This is a genomic window from Achromobacter sp. JCM 18799 (assembly GCF_055395645.1).
On the sequence record NZ_AP043866.1, the window covers coordinates 6,884,655 to 6,900,739 of the forward strand.

Below are 16,085 nucleotides of genomic sequence, written 5' to 3' on the forward strand. Positions count from 1 at the left end.
CTGTTTCTCAGCAGCTGGACGCCGCCGGGGTCTTTTCGACGGCGAGGCCGAAGGCGGGGCGCAGGCGCACACCCAGGGCGCTGCCGGCGAAGGCGGCCGGCAGCCACAGCCAGGCATGCAGGCTGCCCGACAGGATGCCGCTGAAGTAGGCGCCGATATTGCAGCCGAAGGCCAGGCGCGAACCATAGCCCAGCAGCAGGCCGCCGATGACGGCGCCGGCCAGCGAGCGGGCCGGCACCTTCCAGATGGGCGCGAACTTGCCGGCGGCGCTGGCCGCGGCCAGCGCGCCCAGCATCAGGCCGATGTCCATGACGGTGGTGACGTCCTGGCGCAGCGGCGCGGCCAGCGAGGGCTGCTTGGCCCAGTAGGCCCAGGTGGCCACGTCGCCGCCCAAGGCGTCGAGGGTCTTGGCGCCCCACAGCGCGAAGGCGGACGTGATGCCCCAGGGGCGGCCAGCCAGCGCCAGCGTGGCGAAGTTCAGCACGACCAGCGCCACGCCGCCCCAGATCAGCGGCCAGGGGCCTTGCAGCAGGGAGGCAGGGCGCGCGGTGCGCGAGGCGAACGAGATCACATGGCCGTGGCGGCGCTTCTCCAGCGCCGTGGCCGCCCACGCGATCAGCGCGAACACGGCCAGGTTGATGGCCAGCGCGGGCGCCAGGCCCCAGGTCTTGATCAGCGAGGTCGGCGCCAGCGCCGGCAGGCTCGACCACCAGCCGAAGTTGGCGGTCGCAATGACCGAGCCGATGATGAAGAACAGCAGCGTGACCACCATGCGGGTGTTGCCGCCGCCGACCGCGAACAGCGTACCCGAGGCGCAGCCGCCGCCCAGTTGCATGCCGATGCCGAACAGGAAGGCGCCCAGCAGGACTGAGACTCCCGGGGGCGACACGAAGCCGCTGACGGGTTGGCCAAACAGCGTGCCGGCCGCCAGGAAGGGGAAGAACAGCAGCACGCCCGCGGCCAGCATCAGCATCTGCGCGCGCAGCCCCGCGCCGCGGCGGTCGGACACGAACACGCGCCAGGCCTGCGTGAAGCCGAAGGAGGCGTGGTACAGGGTCACGCCCAGCAGGGCGCCGACGATCCACAGCGCGCCCTGGCGCCAGCTGACGGTCTCATGCAGGTACAGAGCGCCCGCCAGCACCAGCAGCAGGGCGATCCAGAGCGGCTTGCGGTTGATCTGGATGGGCGGCAGGGCCGAGGAAGGCAGGGGGAGAGTCGAGGCGTTGGTGCTCATGGGCGAGTCCCGGAACTTGATACGTAAGAAAGCAAAACGGGCGCGCGCAGGCACCCGTGTGATGGTTGGAAGTCTAAAGCGGTGGACGGCTGGATCAAAACACCAATTAATGCCTTTTATATAGCCAAAAGCTATATAGAAGTTTACTGCAGGCGCCAAGCCAGCGCGGCCAGCGTCAGCAGCAGCACCGGCAAGGTCAGCACGATGCCGACCTTGAAGTAGTAGCCCCAGGTGATGCGCAGGCCCTTGCGCGCCAGCACGTGCAGCCACAGCAGCGTGGCCAGGCTGCCGATAGGCGTGATCTTGGGACCCAGATCGCTGCCGATGATGTTGGCGTAGATCATTGCGTCCTTCACGGCTCCCGTGGCGCTGGTGTCCGCGATCGACAGCGCGCCCACCAGCACGGTAGGCAGGTTGTTCATGATGGACGACAGGAAGGCGGTGATGAGGCCCGTGCCCATCGCCGCGCCCCAGACGCCGTATTCCGCGCAGCGGTCCAGCACTTGCGCCAGGTGCGCAGTCAGGCCGGCGTTGCGCAGGCCATACACCACCAGGTACATGCCCAGCGAGAACACCACGATGTGCCAGGGCGCCTCGCGCATGATGCGGCGCGTGCCGACGATGTGCTGCCGTCCCGCGATCAGCAGCAGGCCCAGCGCGCCGACGGCGGCGATGGCGCTGACCGGGATGCCCATGGGTTCCAGGATGAAAAAGCCCGCCAGCAGCAGGGTCAGCACGACCCAGCCGGCGCGGAAGGTGGTCAGGTCGCGGATTGCGGACGCGGGCGCGGGCAACTGGCTCACGTCGTAGCGCGGCGGAATGCTGCGGTGGAAAAACAGCAGCAGCACCCCCAGCGTGGACGCCACGGCCATCAGGTTCACCGGCAGCATTACCGATGCGTACTCGCCGAAGCCGATATTGAAGAAGTCGGCCGACACGATGTTGACCAGGTTGGATACGATCAGCGCGATGCTGCCCGTGTCCGCGATGAAGCCCGCAGCCATCACGAAGGCCAGCGATGCGCCGGGGCCGAAGCCCAGCGCCACCAGCATTTCCATGACGATGGGCGTAAGGATCAGCGCCGCGCCGTCGTTGGCGAACAGGGCGGACACGGCGGCGCCCAGCAGCACGATCAATACGAACAGCAGCCGGCCGCGGCCGCCGCCCCAGCGCGCCACGTGCAGCGCGGACCATTCGAAAAAGCCGGCCTCGTCCAGGATCAGGCTGGTGACGATGATGGCGATGAAGGTGGCGGTCGCGTTCCAGACAATGCGCCAGACATCCGCGATGTCGGCCAGGTGGACCACGCCCGTGGCCAGGGCAAGCGCCGCGCCCAGCACGGCGCTCCAGCCGATCGACAGGCCCCTGGGCTGCCAGATGACCAGCGTGATGGTGAGTACGAAGATGGCGACGGCGAGCAACATGATGAAGAGCAATCAGGAGATCGGGTGTGCGCTGATCCAGGCGACCAGCAGGCTGACGGTCAGCACCGATGCGACGGTGGAAACCAGGATGGCGCGCGAGGTCACGCGGGCGTCGCGGCCGTACATCTGGGCCAGCATGAAAGGGCCGGTGCCGATGGGCAGCGCGCTCATCAGCACGGCGGTCCAGGCCCACACTGGCGGCATGGCGAAGACGTAGAACGCCAGCACTGCCGTGACGGCGGGCTGCAGCAGCAGCTTGCCGGCGACCAGGCGCATGACGCCGGGTCCCGAGCTGGACGTCTCCGTCTGCGCCAGGAACAGGCCGATCGTGACCAGGGCGCAGGGACTGGCGGACGCGCCCAGCAAGGCTACGTAGCGGTCCACGCCCTCCGGCAGCGCGAGGCCGGTGAAAGCCCAGGCTAGGCCCAGCAGCGGCGCCGCCAGCAGCGGGTTGCGCAGCAGCGCGCGGCCGACCTTGAGGAGGGTCAAGGACAGGTTGGGCGTCTGCTGGCGGTCGAACTCGATCAAGGCGATGGCGAAGCCGAACAGCACGCTGGCGGTGAGCAGGGTGGTGAATGTGGCGGGCGCCATGCTGTCAGGGCCCAACAGCGCCAGGCACAGCGGAATGCCCATGTAGCCCGCGTTGGCATAGGACGCGGCCAGGCCCTGGATGCCACGGTCGGTCAGCGCGCGCTGCGTGCGGCGCGCGCCGAGAAACGAGGCCAGGAACGTGACGGCGATGCCACCCGCGAAGGCGCCCACGAAACCCCAGTGCGCCATGTGCGTCAGGTCCACCTGCGTCATGGCGCGGAACAGCAGCGCGGGCAGCGACAAATAGACGACATAGCGGTTCAGCGCGTCGGTGGCGCCGGCGCCCAGGATGCGCCAACGGGCGGCTAGCCAGCCGGTCAGGATCAGCGCGAAGACCGGCAGGGCGGAGGTAACGACAGCGTTCATGGGCAGGGATCTGGTGGGGCGCTCATTCTACTTGGCGGCGGTGCGCGCCGTGCGCGTCACCAGCAGGATGCCGAGCGCCGCTAGCGCCATGCCCGGCCAGGCCAGCGCGGGAATGGCTTCTCCCAGGATGATCAGCGCAATGATGGCGGTGCAAGGCGGCACCAGGAAGAACAGCGCCGACACGCGCGAAGCCTCGCCGTAGCGGATCATGGTCAGCAGCAAGGTGATCGCCACCAGTGAATTGCCCACGACCAGGTAAGCCAGCGAACCCAGCAGGGGGCCGGTCCATTCGATGTGCATTGGCTCCAGCCAGAACGCCAGCGGCGCGGTGGCGATCAGGCCGACCGCGTACTGCACCATGTTCGAGGTGACGGGATGCGTCTGCACGCCAAAACGCTTTTCGTACAGCGTGCCGCCGGTGATGCAGAGCAGGGCGCTGATGGCGAACGCCAGGCCCAGCGGAGAGATCACGTCGATCGAGGCCTTCGCGATGATCACGAGCGCCGCGCCCGATACCCCCAGCCCCAAGCCTGCCCAACGGCGCGCATCGACCTTCTCGTGCGCAATCACCGGCGCCAGCAGGCCGATCAGGATGGGTTGCAGCGACGTGATCAGCGCCAGGGCGCCGGCCGACATCCCCTGTTTGAGCGAAAGGTAGGTAAAGCAGAAGTAGCCTGCCTGCAACAGCAGCCCGACCATCGCCAGGTGGCCCCAGGCACTGGCGCCGCGCGGCAGCGGCGGGCGCAGGAACAGCATGAAGGGCGCAAGTATCAGCACCACGCAGGCGTAGCGCAGCGCCAGGAACGTCATGGGGTCGGCATAGGCCAGGCCCACTTTGAGCACGACGAAACCGCTGGACCAGAGAAGCAGGAAGAGCGCGGGCGCGGCTTTCAACCAGGCGGGGGGAGCGGCAGGCGGCATGTGGGGGAACATGGACGACGTGGGCAAGCCGCGATCGTACCCCCTTTTGGCCATTGTTCATCCCTGCCAAAATGGGGTTTAGGATTCTTTTATTCATTTGCTGCACGCGAGGGATGGACATGTCGACCAACAAACAAGCAACGGTGCGTATCGCCCTGGGAACCTGGGACCGTTTGCGCGACGACGCGTATTCGGTGCGCCACGAAGTGTTCGTCGTCGAACAGAAAGTGCCGCCCGAGGTCGAGCTGGACGACGATGACGCCGTGTCGGTGCACGCCGTGGCATACGGCCCGGACGGCACGCCGATGGGCACGGGCCGGCTTCTGCCCGATGGCCATATCGGCCGCATGGCGGTCCACAAGAAGGCCCGTGGCATGGGCGTCGGCAGTCAGTTGCTGGACGCGCTGATCGAACAGGGGCATGGCGACGGCCATCGCATGCTGGTGCTGCACGCGCAGACGCACGCGGCGGGCTTCTACCAAGCCCATGGCTTCAATGTGGAAGGCGAGGAATTCGTCGAGGCCGGTATTCCGCACGTGGTCATGACCCGCGTGCTGAAGTAAGGCGGGCCGCCCGGCTCAAAGCGTCTGCCTGTGAGCCGGGTCGGGCAATCAAACAGGCTGGATAAAGAAAAGGGCCGGACAAAGAAAAAACCCCGGACGCTTACGCGTTCGGGGTTTTTTTGGCGCATCACGCAGGTACCTCGTGATGTAATAATTGGTGCCCAGGAGAGGACTCGAACCTCCACACCTTGCGGCACATGGACCTGAACCATGCGCGTCTACCAATTCCGCCACCTGGGCGCTGATGCTTTACTTGTCGCTTCGCTTTCGCGTTGTTTCTTGTTCAGCAGCAGAGGAATGAGATTATGCACACTTTTTTTGAAGTGTGCAAGTCGTGTGGCTTTTTTTTCATATTTTTTTGCTGCCGGGCCGCTTTCGAACTTTCGATATAGTGTCGCCCCATGTCCCGTACCCTCTGCACGCGTTGCCTGCGTCCTCTATCGCACTGCCTGTGCGCGCTGATTCCCTCGCTTTCCTGCCGCACCCAAGTGGTGGTGCTGCAGCATCCGAGCGAGGCGCGCCATGCCTTGAACACCGCGAGGCTGGCTGTGCTGGGCCTGGGTGGCGCGCGCCGCGTCGTCGGCGAATATTTTTCGGAAGACGATTGGGCGTTGCCGGGCTATCTGCCGCGCCTGCTGTTTCCGGGCGAAGGCGCTGAGGTACTGACGCCGGGTTATGGGCAGGAGCTTGGCGCGCCGATCAGATTGATCGTGCCCGACGGCACCTGGGGGCATGCGCGCAAGCTGCTGCATATCAATCCCGGGCTTGCCGCGTTGCCGCGCGTGATGCTGCCTGCGGGACTTTCCACGCGCTACCGGGTTCGCCACGCCGACGTGCCAGGTGCGCTGTCGACGATAGAGGCTGTGACGCATGCCTTGAATGCGCTTGAGGCGCCGATGAATTTCGATGCGTTGTTAAAGCCTTTCGAGGCCTTGATCGACGGTCAGATCGACGGCATGGGCGCCGACCTGTATGCGCGGCATCATTTGAATCGCAAGGTGCCGTGGCGTTGAAGCGACGAGGGTGGGGCGATGCAAAGCAAAAGCCCCGGAAATCTTGCGATTTCCGGGGCTTTTTAGCTTTTGCCATCAAGACCGGCTTGCATGGTCTTGATTAAAATTCCGTGGTGCCCAGGAGAGGACTCGAACCTCCACACCTTGCGGCACATGGACCTGAACCATGCGCGTCTACCAATTCCGCCACCTGGGCACTGAGAGATACTGTCAGAAGTATGTGATACGCTGCCGCTCTAGTTGCATCGCTTCAGTTAAAACACATTAACTAAAACATGCGTCCAAAGTGCAGTTGGTTCTACAATAAGGTTTTTAAGCAACTTGCTTTTCAAACCCCGGCTGGGTTTTAAACTTCCCGGCCCTTCTGACCATTTTCTGCTTCAGTGTTCAGCCTTGGGCGAACCACAGAAGCTGCGCATTATATACGGAAATTTTAGCTTTGGCAAAACGATCGAATAACGAATCGAATAACAACAGATCAACACCCTTGCCCGAAGCGCCGCCGGACTTCGATCCTGATGTCCCGTCCCGTGAAGCCATCCTGAAAGCGCTGCGCGCCGCAGGCTCGCCGCTGTCTCCGGTGGAACTGGCCGAACGCATGGGCGTCGAGCGCGCCGCGACGATGGTGGGATTTGAGCGCCGCCTGGGCGCCATGGAGCGCGACGGCCAATTGATGCCCAACCGCAAGGGCGTGTTGCTGCTGGCCACCAAACTGGACTTCGTTGCCGGCAAGGTGCTGGGGCATCGCGACGGCTTCGGCTTCCTGCTGCGTGATGACGGCGGCCCGGACCTGTTCCTGTCGCCGCGCGAAATGCTCAAGGTGCTGCATGGCGACCGCGTACTGGTCAAGCCCACTGGCGAATACCGCGGCAAGCCGGAAGGCACCATCGTCGAAGTCATTGAGCGCCGTACCAACAAGCTGGTGGGGCGCTTCCTGCACGAGCATGGCCTGTCCATCGTCGTGCCCGAGGACCAGCGCATCAAGCATGACATCCTGATTCCGCCCAGCGACACCAACGGCGCCCAGCATGGGCAGGTGGTCGCGGTTGAAATCATGGAGCAGCCCACGCGCCATACGCAGCCGCTGGGCCGTGTGGCCGAGGTGCTGGGCGAGATCGACGATCCCGGCATGGAGATCGAGATCGCGGTGCGCAAGTTCGACGTGCCGGTCGATTTCTCCGAGGCCGCGCTCAAGCAGGCCGCCCGCCTGCCGGACGTGGTCAGGAAGACCGATCTCAAGGACCGCGTCGACCTGCGCGACGTGCCGCTCATCACCATCGACGGCGAGGACGCGCGTGACTTCGACGACGCGGTGTACTGTGAACCCGTGGAGCTGGGTACGGGTCAGCGCAAGCGTCCGGGCTGGCGCCTGCTGGTGGCCATCGCCGACGTCAGCCACTATGTGCGTCCGGGTGACGCCCTGGACGACGACGCGATCGAACGCGGCACCAGCGTGTACTTCCCGCGCCGGGTCATCCCGATGCTGCCGGAGTCCCTGTCCAACGGCTTGTGTTCGCTGAACCCGGACGTCGACCGCCTGGTGCTGGTTTGCGACATGGTCATTCCGGCCAGCGGCGCCAAGGCCGGCACCGTCACCGCCTACCAGTTCTATAACGCGGTCATGCACTCGCATGCGCGCACCACCTATACGAACATCTGGGCCGCCCTGCAGCAGCCCGGCGGTCCGGCCGCGCACGCCATGCGCAGCGTCATGCCCCAGGTCCAGCACCTGTACGAACTCTTTCAACTGCTGGCGCAAGGGCGCAAGAAGCGCGGCGCCATCGACTTCGACACGGTCGAAACCAAGATCGTCTGCAACGAACTCGGCCGCATCGAACAGATCGTGCCGTCGGTGCGCAACGATGCCCACAAGCTGATTGAAGAGTGCATGCTGGCCGCCAATACCTGCGCGGCCGACTTCATGGCCCGCAGCAAGCATCCCGGCCTGTACCGCATCCACGAAGGCCCCACGCCCGAGCGCCTGCAATCGCTGCGCGAGTTCCTGCGCACCATGGGCCTGTCGCTGGGCGGCGGCGAGACGCCCACGGCCAAGGATTACGGCGATTTCCTGGATTCGGTGCGCGGACGCCCCGACTACCAGCTATTGCAGACGATGTGCCTGCGCTCCATGCAGCAGGCGGTCTACAGCCCCGACAACATGGGCCACTTCGGCCTGTCCTATCCCGGCTACAGCCACTTCACCTCGCCCATCCGCCGCTATCCCGACCTGCTGACGCATCGTGTCATCAAGGCGTTGCTGGCCGGTCAGCGCTACGTGCCCAGCCTGGAAGACCAGCCCGTGGTGATCGGCCGCACGCAGCGCGAGCACGAACATGCCATCTGGGAGAAGATGGGCCTGGTGCTGTCTGCCAGCGAGCGCCGCGCCGACGAGGCGTCGCGCGACGTCGAGGCCTGGCTCAAGTGCTGGTTCGTCAAGGAACGCGTGGGCGAGGACTTCAGCGGCACCGTTACCGGCGTCGCCAGCTTCGGCATCTTCGTCACGCTGGATACCCTGCACGTCGAAGGGCTGGTGCATGTTTCCGAGCTGGGCGGCGAGTACTTCCAGTTCAACGACGCCCTGCACGAGTTGCGCGGCGAGCGTACCGGCATGCGTTACCGCCTGACCGACAAGGTGCAGGTGCAGGTGTCGCGCGTGGACCTCGAAGCCCGCCGCATCGAGTTCCGCCTGGTGCAGGGCACCAGCTTCGACGCCTTGCGCAAGGCCTCGGCCCGCAGTCCGGACGAGTCTTCCCGCCGCGTCAAGAAGGCAGCGTCGCCCAAGCCCGCCGCCCTGAAGGGCCAAACCGCCAAGGAGCGGCGCGCCGAGGCCAAGAAGGCCAGCAAGCCGCCGCGGGCGCCCAAGGCATCCAAGCGCGCCGCGCCGGCCAAGAAGGCCGCGCACAAGCGCCACTGACACTTCCTTATGGCGCGGCCGTCGTAGGGCGGCCGCGCCATAAGGGGTAACATTGCATCTATGGCCGGCTTGGTCCGGTGGCCCGCCCCGCTCTGGGGCGGGTATTCGTTTATCTAAAGGTATTGCATTTATGGCGTCGACCCAAGTCCTGGCCGGGTTTCACGCGGTTGTTGCGCGGCTGCGCCACGCGCCCGACTCGATCAAGGAAATCTATGTAGAGGCGTCGCGCCGCGACAAGCGGATGCAGACGTTCATCGAGCAAGCCGAAAAAGCGGGCTGCCGCCTGCATCCGGTCCCCATGGAGCGTCTGGACGGGCTATCCCGCGGCACCCGCCATCAGGGCGTGGTGGCGCTGGCCGAAGAGCGCCAGCTGGCGGTGGACGTGGATGAGGTGCTCGACGTCATCGAAGGTCCGCCGCTGCTGTTGATCCTGGATGGCGTGACCGATCCCCACAATCTGGGCGCCTGCCTGCGCACCGCGGATGCCGCCGGCGTGCACGCCGTCATCGCGCCGCGCGACCGGGCCGTCGGCCTGAACGCGACCGTGCAGCGCGTGGCGTGCGGCGCGGCCGATACGGTGCCCTATCTGATGGTGACCAACCTGGCGCGCACCATGCGCAGCCTGAAGGACCGCGGCGTGTGGCTGGTGGGCACGGACGACCAGGCCACCGACAGCATGCACCAGATCGATGCGCGCCAGCCCATGGCCTGGGTCATGGGGGCGGAAGGCGAGGGCATGCGCCGTCTGACGCGGGAAACCTGCGATCAACTGGTGAACATTCCCATGCTGGGTTCGGTGGAAAGCCTGAACGTCAGCGTGGCCAGCGCCGTCTGCCTCTATGAAACCGTGCGCCAGCGCCGTTCCTGATTCATCCGTCTTGCCTATCTTGTAGACCACACCCTCTTCGCGTCAGCCCATCATGCACCAGAACGGCTTTACCACCACGATCCTCCATTCCGACCGCAAGCAATCCGTCGAGCACGGAGCGGTGCACAAGCCCATGCATCCGTCCTCGGAGTTCGCCTACGAAGACGCGCGCGAGCTGGCCGCGGTCTTCCAGGGCAAGGCCGGCTTCACCTACGCCCGCCAAGGCACGCCCACCACCACCGCGCTGGAGGCCAAGATCAACCAGATGGAAGGCGGCAAGGGCACGGTCAGCTTCGCGACCGGCATGGCCGCGCTGGCTGCCATCTTCACCACGCTGCTGCGCCGCGGCGATCACCTGGTGTCCAGCCAGTTCGTGTTCGGCAACACCAACAGCCTGCTGGGCACGCTGCTGGAGCTGGGCGTGGAGATCACCTTCGTGGACGCAACCGATTCGGCGCAGGTGCGCGCGGCGATCCAGCCCAACACCCGCATGGTTTTCACCGAAACCATCGCCAACCCGGGCACGCAAGTTGCTGACCTGGCCGTGATCGGGGAAATCTGCCGCGAGAAGGGTCTGGTCTATGTCGTCGACAACACCTTGACCTCGCCCTGGATGTTCAGGCCGGTCTCGGTCGGGGCGTCCCTGGTGATGAACTCGCTGTCCAAATACATTGGCGGTCATGGCAATGCACTGGGTGGCGCCGTCACGGACACGGGGCTGTATGACTGGTCGAACTACTCGAACATCTACGAGGCCTATCGCAAGGGGCCGTCCACCAGTTGGGGGCTTACGCAGGTCAAGAAGAAGGGTCTGCGCGACATGGGAGGCACCTTGGCGGCCGAACCCGCGCACCGCATCGCGGTGGGTGCCGAGACCCTGGCCTTGCGCATGGCCAAGCACTGCGCCAACGCGCTGGCGCTGGCGCGCTTCCTGGAGGATCATCCGGGCGTGGCCAAGGTGCATTACCCCGGGCTTGCCAGCCACCCGCAGCATGCGCGCGCGGCGGCGCTGTTCGGCTCGCGCTTCGGCGGCCTGCTGGGCGTCGAGCTGGCGGACGGGGTGGACTGCTTCGATTTCCTGAACCGCCTGCGCATCGTGCTGATGGCGACCCACCTGGGCGATACGCGCAGCCTGGCGCTGCCTGCCGCCCACACCATCTATTACGAAATGGGCGCCGAGCGCCGTAAGCAAATGGGCATCGCGGACAGTCTCATCCGCGTGTCCGTGGGCATCGAAGACGAGGCCGATCTGCTGTTTGATTTCGATCAGGCGCTCAACGGTTGCCTGCAGGGATAATGCGGCACGCGCGCGGCCGGTGGCCGGGCGCGCTTGCAACGCAATCGGGATAGCGCCCATGCTCATACAGATCGCAGAAGTTTTCACGCCAGAAGAGGCGGCCGAGATCCGGCGCCGCCTGGATGCCGCCGATTGGGTCGACGGCAAAGTCACGGCCGGCTATCAGTCGGCCGAGGTCAAGCGCAACCGCCAACTGCCGGAGCAGCATCCTCTGGCCCAGGAGCTGGGCAATCTGATCCTGCAGCGCCTGGCGGCCAACAACCTGTTCATGTCGGCCGCGCTGCCGCGCAAGATCTTTCCGCCCTTGTTCAATCGCTACGAGGGCGGGGAAGCGTTCGGCTATCACGTGGACAACGCGGTGCGCGGCATCGCCGGCACGGCTGAGCGCGTGCGCACCGACCTGTCGGCAACGCTGTTCTTCTCCGACCCCGACTCCTACGACGGCGGCGAGCTGGTCATCGATGACACCTATGGCCCGCGCGCGGTGAAGCTGCCGGCGGGGCACATGGTGCTGTACCCGGGCACCAGCCTGCACAAGGTCAATCCGGTGACGCGCGGCGCGCGCGTGTCGTCGTTTTTCTGGATGCAAAGCCTGGTGCGCGAAGATAGTCAGCGCGCGCTGCTGCTGGACATGGACGTGGCCATACAGCGCTTGAATCAGGATGCCGCGGGGCATCCCTCGATCGTGCAACTCACCGGCATTTATCACAATTTGCTGCGTCGATGGGCCGATGTCTGACGCAAGTTAACGATCGTTTTCGAGGGTGTCGCGCAAACACCGAAATGCGTGTTTCTGTTTATTGCGAAACGGTCTAAAAGCTAGTATTGACGCGGGTTGTGGTGAGGTTTTCGCTTGACAGCCGCGCCACGCCAAGGCCTAATACACGTCTGCGTCGCTGGTGATTTGAAGGCAATTTGCCATTGAATCCAGGCGGCGCAGCAGTTTAAAAGTTGTGCTTCGCAGCGCAAGAAAAAAGTTTATCCACTGTCTGTTCGTCGTTTGTCGGTTTTGCGTCTTCAGCGGCGTCCATCATGACGGCCATGAACTGCACTCCGGCAGACTCAATACCTTGTGAGGGGTACACCTGAATGAACAAAACCGAACTCATCGATCACATCGCCAGCAAGGCCGACATCTCCAAGGCCGCCGCTGGTCGTTCGCTCGACGCCCTGATCGGTGCCGTCAAGACCACCCTGAAGAAGGGCGGTACGGTTACGTTGGTTGGCTTTGGCACGTTCGCTGTGTCGGCTCGCGCCGCTCGCACCGGCCGTAATCCGCGCACTGGCGAAACCATCAAGATCAAGAAGGCCAAGGTGCCGAAGTTCCGTCCGGGCAAGGCCCTGAAGGACGCCGTCAACTAATGGACGGCGGGCGGGTCGCAGGCATTCAGCCCTGGCGATTTGCCCACAATTGCGCGGTCCGGTATACTCCGGCCCGCGTATTGCTTTTGAGTGCCCCGGTTGGCAGTTGCTTGTACGGATTTTTCGCGAATTTCGTCTTGAGGCTGCATCAAAATGGGTGCTTAGCTCAGTTGGTAGAGCGGCGCCCTTACAAGGCGTAGGTCACAGGTTCGACCCCTGTAGCACCCACCAAAAGCTCCGATATGCGCTCCGCACAAAACCCGCACACGTCATGGTGGCGGGTTTTTTGTTTTGCGCGCGCTGCAACGCTCATGCCTGTTGATCCCGCCCGGAAATGTAAGACGGGGTCAGATGAAATAGGACGTGCGAATCATTCGCATTTAAGATATTATTGTGGGCTTGTACCGGTCAGCCGGCGTCGCCATCGCGTGTGCGTCTTTCCTGGCTGGCCGGATAAGTCAATGCACCCTGGCTGATTCATGCCTAGTTTTCAACGCGGTTGGAATTCTTCTTCGCGCTCTTCATTCGGTATACGCGCAGGCGCTGGCCTGACGGTCCTGGCGCTGCATGCGGCAGTGATCGGCGCCATCTTCATGGCACCCGAGAATCGTCCTGAACTCGAGGAACCCGAAGCCATCATGGTGAGCGTGGTGGATGCGCCCATACCCCAGATCGCCAAGGCCGAACCCACTCCCGAGGAGCCGCAGCCGGTGACGGAAACCCCACCCGAGCCGCCGCAGCCCGAAGTCGAACCCGAGCCTGAACCCGAGCTCAAGCCCGAGCCGGAGCCTGAACCCGAACCGGAGCCAGTGGTCGAAAAGCCGCCGATGCCGGCGCCCAAACCCAAGCCCAAGCCGCCTCCCAAGCCTAAACCCAAGCCCGAGCCCAAGCAGGACGTCAAGGTCGAGCCCAAGCCGGAAGCGCCGAAGACGCCGCCCAGCGGCGCGCCCGAAGGCACGCAGGCGCCGCAAGGGCCGCAGCAGGGGCCGCCGCCGGATCAGCCGGTGCTGGTGTCCAGCATTGAATTCCAAGGCGCGCGCCCGATGCCCAACTATCCGATGGCGTCGCGCCGCATGCGGGAAGAGGGCCGGGTGGTGGTGCTGGTCGAGATCAACACCCAGGGGCTGGTAGAGCGGGCAACCATCGATGCGTCCTCGGGCTTTCCGCGCCTGGACGAATCGGCGCTGGCAGCCGCCCGCAAGGGCCGATTCAAACCGTATACCCGTAACGGCGTGGCCTATCCCGCCAAAGCCAAAATTCCGTTCGATTTCGTAATGAGGAACTGAGATGTCCAACGCACTGCATAGCGCCACCCTGGTGGCGCAGGCGACCACCAGCCCGGCAGCACCGGCTGCCGCCGCCGCTGCGCCCGCCGCGGCTGCGGCCGCGCCCGCAGCTCAACAAGCCGCTTCGACCGTCGGCGCCGTGGCTCAGCAATCGGCCGATGCGCTGCAAGGCGCTGCTGTCGCGCTGCCCTCGGCGCTGCCTGCCGCGCCGGCGCCCGCCGCGGTTCCCGACATGGGCTTCCTGCACTTTGTCGCGCAGAGCGACTTCGTCGGCAAGAGCCTCTTCGTCATCCTGATCCTGATGTCGCTGGTGACCTGGTATCTGATCCTGGTCAAGGTCGCCAGCAACGTCAGCATGCGCAAGCGCTCGGCGGACTTCCTGAACAAGTTCTGGAACGCCAGCTCGCTCGAACAGGTCGAAAACGAAATCGTCACGCACGGCGCGCGCGACCCGTTCTCGCACCTGGCCAGCCACGCCATGCATGCGCAGGCGCATCACAACAAGTTCGGCGCGACCAAGCTTGAAGAGTCGGGCAGCAACTCCGATTTCGTCACGCGCACCATGCGCAAGGTCATCGACGAAGAAACCGCCAAGCTGGAAAACGGCCTGACCGTGTTGGCCTCGGTGGGTTCGACGGCGCCGTTCGTGGGCCTGTTCGGCACGGTCTGGGGCGTGTACCATGCCCTGGTCGGCATCGGCCTGTCCGACGGCGTGACCATCAACCGCATCGCCGGTCCGGTGGGCGAAGCGCTGATCATGACGGGCCTGGGCCTGGCGGTCGCCATTCCCGCGGTGCTGGCCTACAACACCTTCGTGCGCAACAACCGCGTGTTCCTGTCGCGCCTGGATGCCTTTGCGCATGATTTGTTCGCGTTCCTGACCACCGGCCAGCAGGTCGCTCTGTCCGATGGCAAGGTGCGCGCCCTGCGCCGCCAGAACGGTAACGGCGCTGCGGCTCAACGCGGGAGCGAATAATGGCCTTTGGCAGCTTCGAGGGTAAAGGATCCGGAAGCAGTACGGTTTCCGAGATCAACATGGTGCCCCTGATCGACGTGATGCTGGTGCTGCTGGTGATCTTCATCATCACCGCGCCGCTGCTGGCGCATTCGATCAAGATCAACATGCCCCAGGTGGCGGCCGAGCAGATCGAGGAAGAACCCAAGACCGTCGACCTGGCCATCGATGCCAGCGGGGCGCTGTTCTGGGACGAGAAGCCGGTCAATATCGATGACCTGCCCAACCGCTTCAAGTCGATTGCCGGCACCAAGCCGCAACCCGAGATCCGCATCCGTGCGGACCAGAATACCCGCTACGAGACCCTGGCCAAGGTCATGGCTTCGGCGCGCCGTTCGGGCATGACGCGCATCGGGTTCGTCACCACGCCTCCTTCGGGCGGCGTCGCCGGCTCCGCCGCGCCCGCGGCAGCCGGGGCCGCCCCGGCTCCGTCCGCACCTTGAACGCTTCCCGGCCCCGGGGCGCATTTCGCGCCCCGTTCCGGCCGGGATCGCGCTAGAATCGCCGCATGCGAGTTCTGGTAATCGAAGACGACACCACCCTGGGCCACGCGCTCCAGGAATTTCTGGCCGACCAAGGCTATGCGGTCGACTGGCTGACCGAGGGCGACCGGGTTCTGGGCGCCTTGGCGGGGCAGCCTTACGACCTCATGCTGCTCGACCTCAACCTTCCTGGCATGAGCGGGCTGGACGTGCTGCGGCAATTGCGGCAGGACGGCAACCAGGTCCCTGTGTTGATCCTCACCGCCCGCGATGGCATCGAGGACCGCGTCGCCGGCCTGGACGCCGGGGCGGACGATTACGTCACCAAGCCTTTTGAACTGCCCGAGCTGGCGGCGCGCGTGCGCGCCTTCGGCCGGCGCCGCGCCGGTCAGGCGCAGCCCTTGATTGAAGTCGGCCCGCTGGTGTTCGACACCGTCGGCCGCGAAGTCCGCGCCAATGGCCAACGCCTGTCGCTGTCGGTGCGCGAGCTCTCCGTGCTGGAAATGCTGATGGCCCGCGTCGGCCGCGTCGTGACCAAGCGCCAGATCGTGAACTCGCTGTCGGCCTGGGATGCCGATTTCAGCGAAAACGCCGTCGAAGTCTATGTGTACCGCCTGCGCAAGCGCCTGGAAGGCACGGGCGCCAGCATTCAAACGGTGCGCGGCTTTGGCTACATGCTGGATGTGGAAACGGCCTGACGGGCCGGCTGCGGCCGCGTCGCGCCGGCCGCGCGCATCCATACGCCTAGG

15 protein-coding genes and 3 tRNA genes are annotated in these 16,085 nt (G+C 65.0%); 12 read left to right on the top strand and 6 right to left on the bottom strand.

The genetic code is table 11. The features are described from left to right. Nucleotides 1–7 precede the first annotated feature (7 nt). The 4 genes from ACZ5YA_RS32600 to ACZ5YA_RS32615 all read right to left on the bottom strand — a co-directional run bounded on the left by ACZ5YA_RS32600 (nt 8) and on the right by ACZ5YA_RS32615 (nt 4,536). A complete protein-coding gene (locus ACZ5YA_RS32600) occupies nt 8–1,234 on the bottom strand; it encodes a YeeE/YedE family protein (RefSeq protein WP_059378521.1) in 1,227 nt (408 codons plus the stop codon). A 143-nt stretch (nt 1,235–1,377) separates the two neighbouring features. Further along, complete coding sequence (locus tag ACZ5YA_RS32605; protein ID WP_059378560.1) at nt 1,378–2,658, bottom strand: arsenic transporter; 1,281 nt, start codon at nt 2,656–2,658, stop codon at nt 1,378–1,380. A 12-nt stretch (nt 2,659–2,670) separates the two neighbouring features. Next, nucleotides 2,671–3,615, bottom strand: coding sequence for an AEC family transporter (locus tag ACZ5YA_RS32610; RefSeq protein ID WP_251877148.1), 945 nt, complete (start codon nt 3,613–3,615; stop codon nt 2,671–2,673). Between the two features lie 27 nt (nt 3,616–3,642). Beyond that, nucleotides 3,643–4,536 (bottom strand): DMT family transporter, encoded by an 894-nt coding sequence (locus ACZ5YA_RS32615; protein ID WP_059378557.1) that lies wholly within the window; start codon nt 4,534–4,536, stop codon nt 3,643–3,645. Between the two features lie 113 nt (nt 4,537–4,649). Between ACZ5YA_RS32615 and ACZ5YA_RS32620 the strand changes: the two genes are divergently transcribed. After that, entirely contained in the window at nt 4,650–5,099 is a 450-nt protein-coding gene (locus tag ACZ5YA_RS32620; protein ID WP_373428999.1) for a GNAT family N-acetyltransferase, read from the top strand. A 155-nt stretch (nt 5,100–5,254) separates the two neighbouring features. On the opposite strand, the gene ACZ5YA_RS32625 is transcribed toward ACZ5YA_RS32620, so the two are convergent. Beyond that, nucleotides 5,255–5,339 (bottom strand) — tRNA-Leu (locus ACZ5YA_RS32625). A 161-nt stretch (nt 5,340–5,500) separates the two neighbouring features. On the opposite strand from ACZ5YA_RS32625, the gene ACZ5YA_RS32630 reads away from it, so the two are divergent. Then, nucleotides 5,501–6,112, top strand: a complete 612-nt coding sequence (locus ACZ5YA_RS32630) for a tRNA-uridine aminocarboxypropyltransferase (protein WP_464091749.1) — start codon at nt 5,501–5,503, stop codon at nt 6,110–6,112. A gap of 111 nt (nt 6,113–6,223) precedes the next feature. On the opposite strand, the gene ACZ5YA_RS32635 is transcribed toward ACZ5YA_RS32630, so the two are convergent. Next, nucleotides 6,224–6,308: transfer RNA gene (locus ACZ5YA_RS32635), tRNA-Leu, on the bottom strand. Nucleotides 6,309–6,551: 243 nt separating this feature from the next. On the opposite strand from ACZ5YA_RS32635, the gene rnr reads away from it, so the two are divergent. The 10 genes from rnr to ACZ5YA_RS32685 all read left to right on the top strand — a co-directional run bounded on the left by rnr (nt 6,552) and on the right by ACZ5YA_RS32685 (nt 16,034). Next, entirely contained in the window at nt 6,552–9,026 is a 2,475-nt protein-coding gene (gene rnr / locus ACZ5YA_RS32640) for a ribonuclease R (protein WP_059378517.1), read from the top strand. A 130-nt stretch (nt 9,027–9,156) separates the two neighbouring features. Next, nucleotides 9,157–9,894, top strand: a complete 738-nt coding sequence (gene rlmB, locus ACZ5YA_RS32645; protein ID WP_013392619.1) for a 23S rRNA (guanosine(2251)-2'-O)-methyltransferase RlmB — start codon at nt 9,157–9,159, stop codon at nt 9,892–9,894. 52 nt (nt 9,895–9,946) lie between these two features. Further along, nucleotides 9,947–11,191 carry a cystathionine gamma-synthase family protein gene (locus tag ACZ5YA_RS32650; protein WP_464091750.1) on the top strand — a complete coding sequence of 415 codons (1,245 nt, stop codon included), beginning with the start codon at nt 9,947–9,949 and terminating at the stop codon, nt 11,189–11,191. Nucleotides 11,192–11,249: 58 nt separating this feature from the next. Next, nucleotides 11,250–11,930, top strand: coding sequence for a Fe2+-dependent dioxygenase (locus ACZ5YA_RS32655; RefSeq protein WP_118932220.1), 681 nt, complete (start codon nt 11,250–11,252; stop codon nt 11,928–11,930). Between the two features lie 350 nt (nt 11,931–12,280). Further along, entirely contained in the window at nt 12,281–12,553 is a 273-nt protein-coding gene (locus ACZ5YA_RS32660; protein WP_003812968.1) for an HU family DNA-binding protein, read from the top strand. Between the two features lie 155 nt (nt 12,554–12,708). Beyond that, a tRNA-Val gene (locus ACZ5YA_RS32665) sits at nt 12,709–12,784 on the top strand. Between the two features lie 248 nt (nt 12,785–13,032). Next, complete coding sequence (locus ACZ5YA_RS32670) at nt 13,033–13,839, top strand: energy transducer TonB (protein ID WP_059380458.1); 807 nt, start codon at nt 13,033–13,035, stop codon at nt 13,837–13,839. A gap of 1 nt (nt 13,840) precedes the next feature. Continuing rightward, nucleotides 13,841–14,815 carry a MotA/TolQ/ExbB proton channel family protein gene (locus ACZ5YA_RS32675; protein WP_464091751.1) on the top strand — a complete coding sequence of 325 codons (975 nt, stop codon included), beginning with the start codon at nt 13,841–13,843 and terminating at the stop codon, nt 14,813–14,815. Then, complete coding sequence (locus ACZ5YA_RS32680) at nt 14,815–15,297, top strand: ExbD/TolR family protein (protein ID WP_059380456.1); 483 nt, start codon at nt 14,815–14,817, stop codon at nt 15,295–15,297. Before ACZ5YA_RS32675 ends, ACZ5YA_RS32680 begins: the two co-directional genes overlap by 1 nt. 65 nt (nt 15,298–15,362) lie before the next feature. Further along, nucleotides 15,363–16,034, top strand: a complete 672-nt coding sequence (locus ACZ5YA_RS32685) for a response regulator transcription factor (RefSeq protein ID WP_006218435.1) — start codon at nt 15,363–15,365, stop codon at nt 16,032–16,034. The last annotated feature ends 51 nt before the right edge of the window (nt 16,035–16,085 follow it).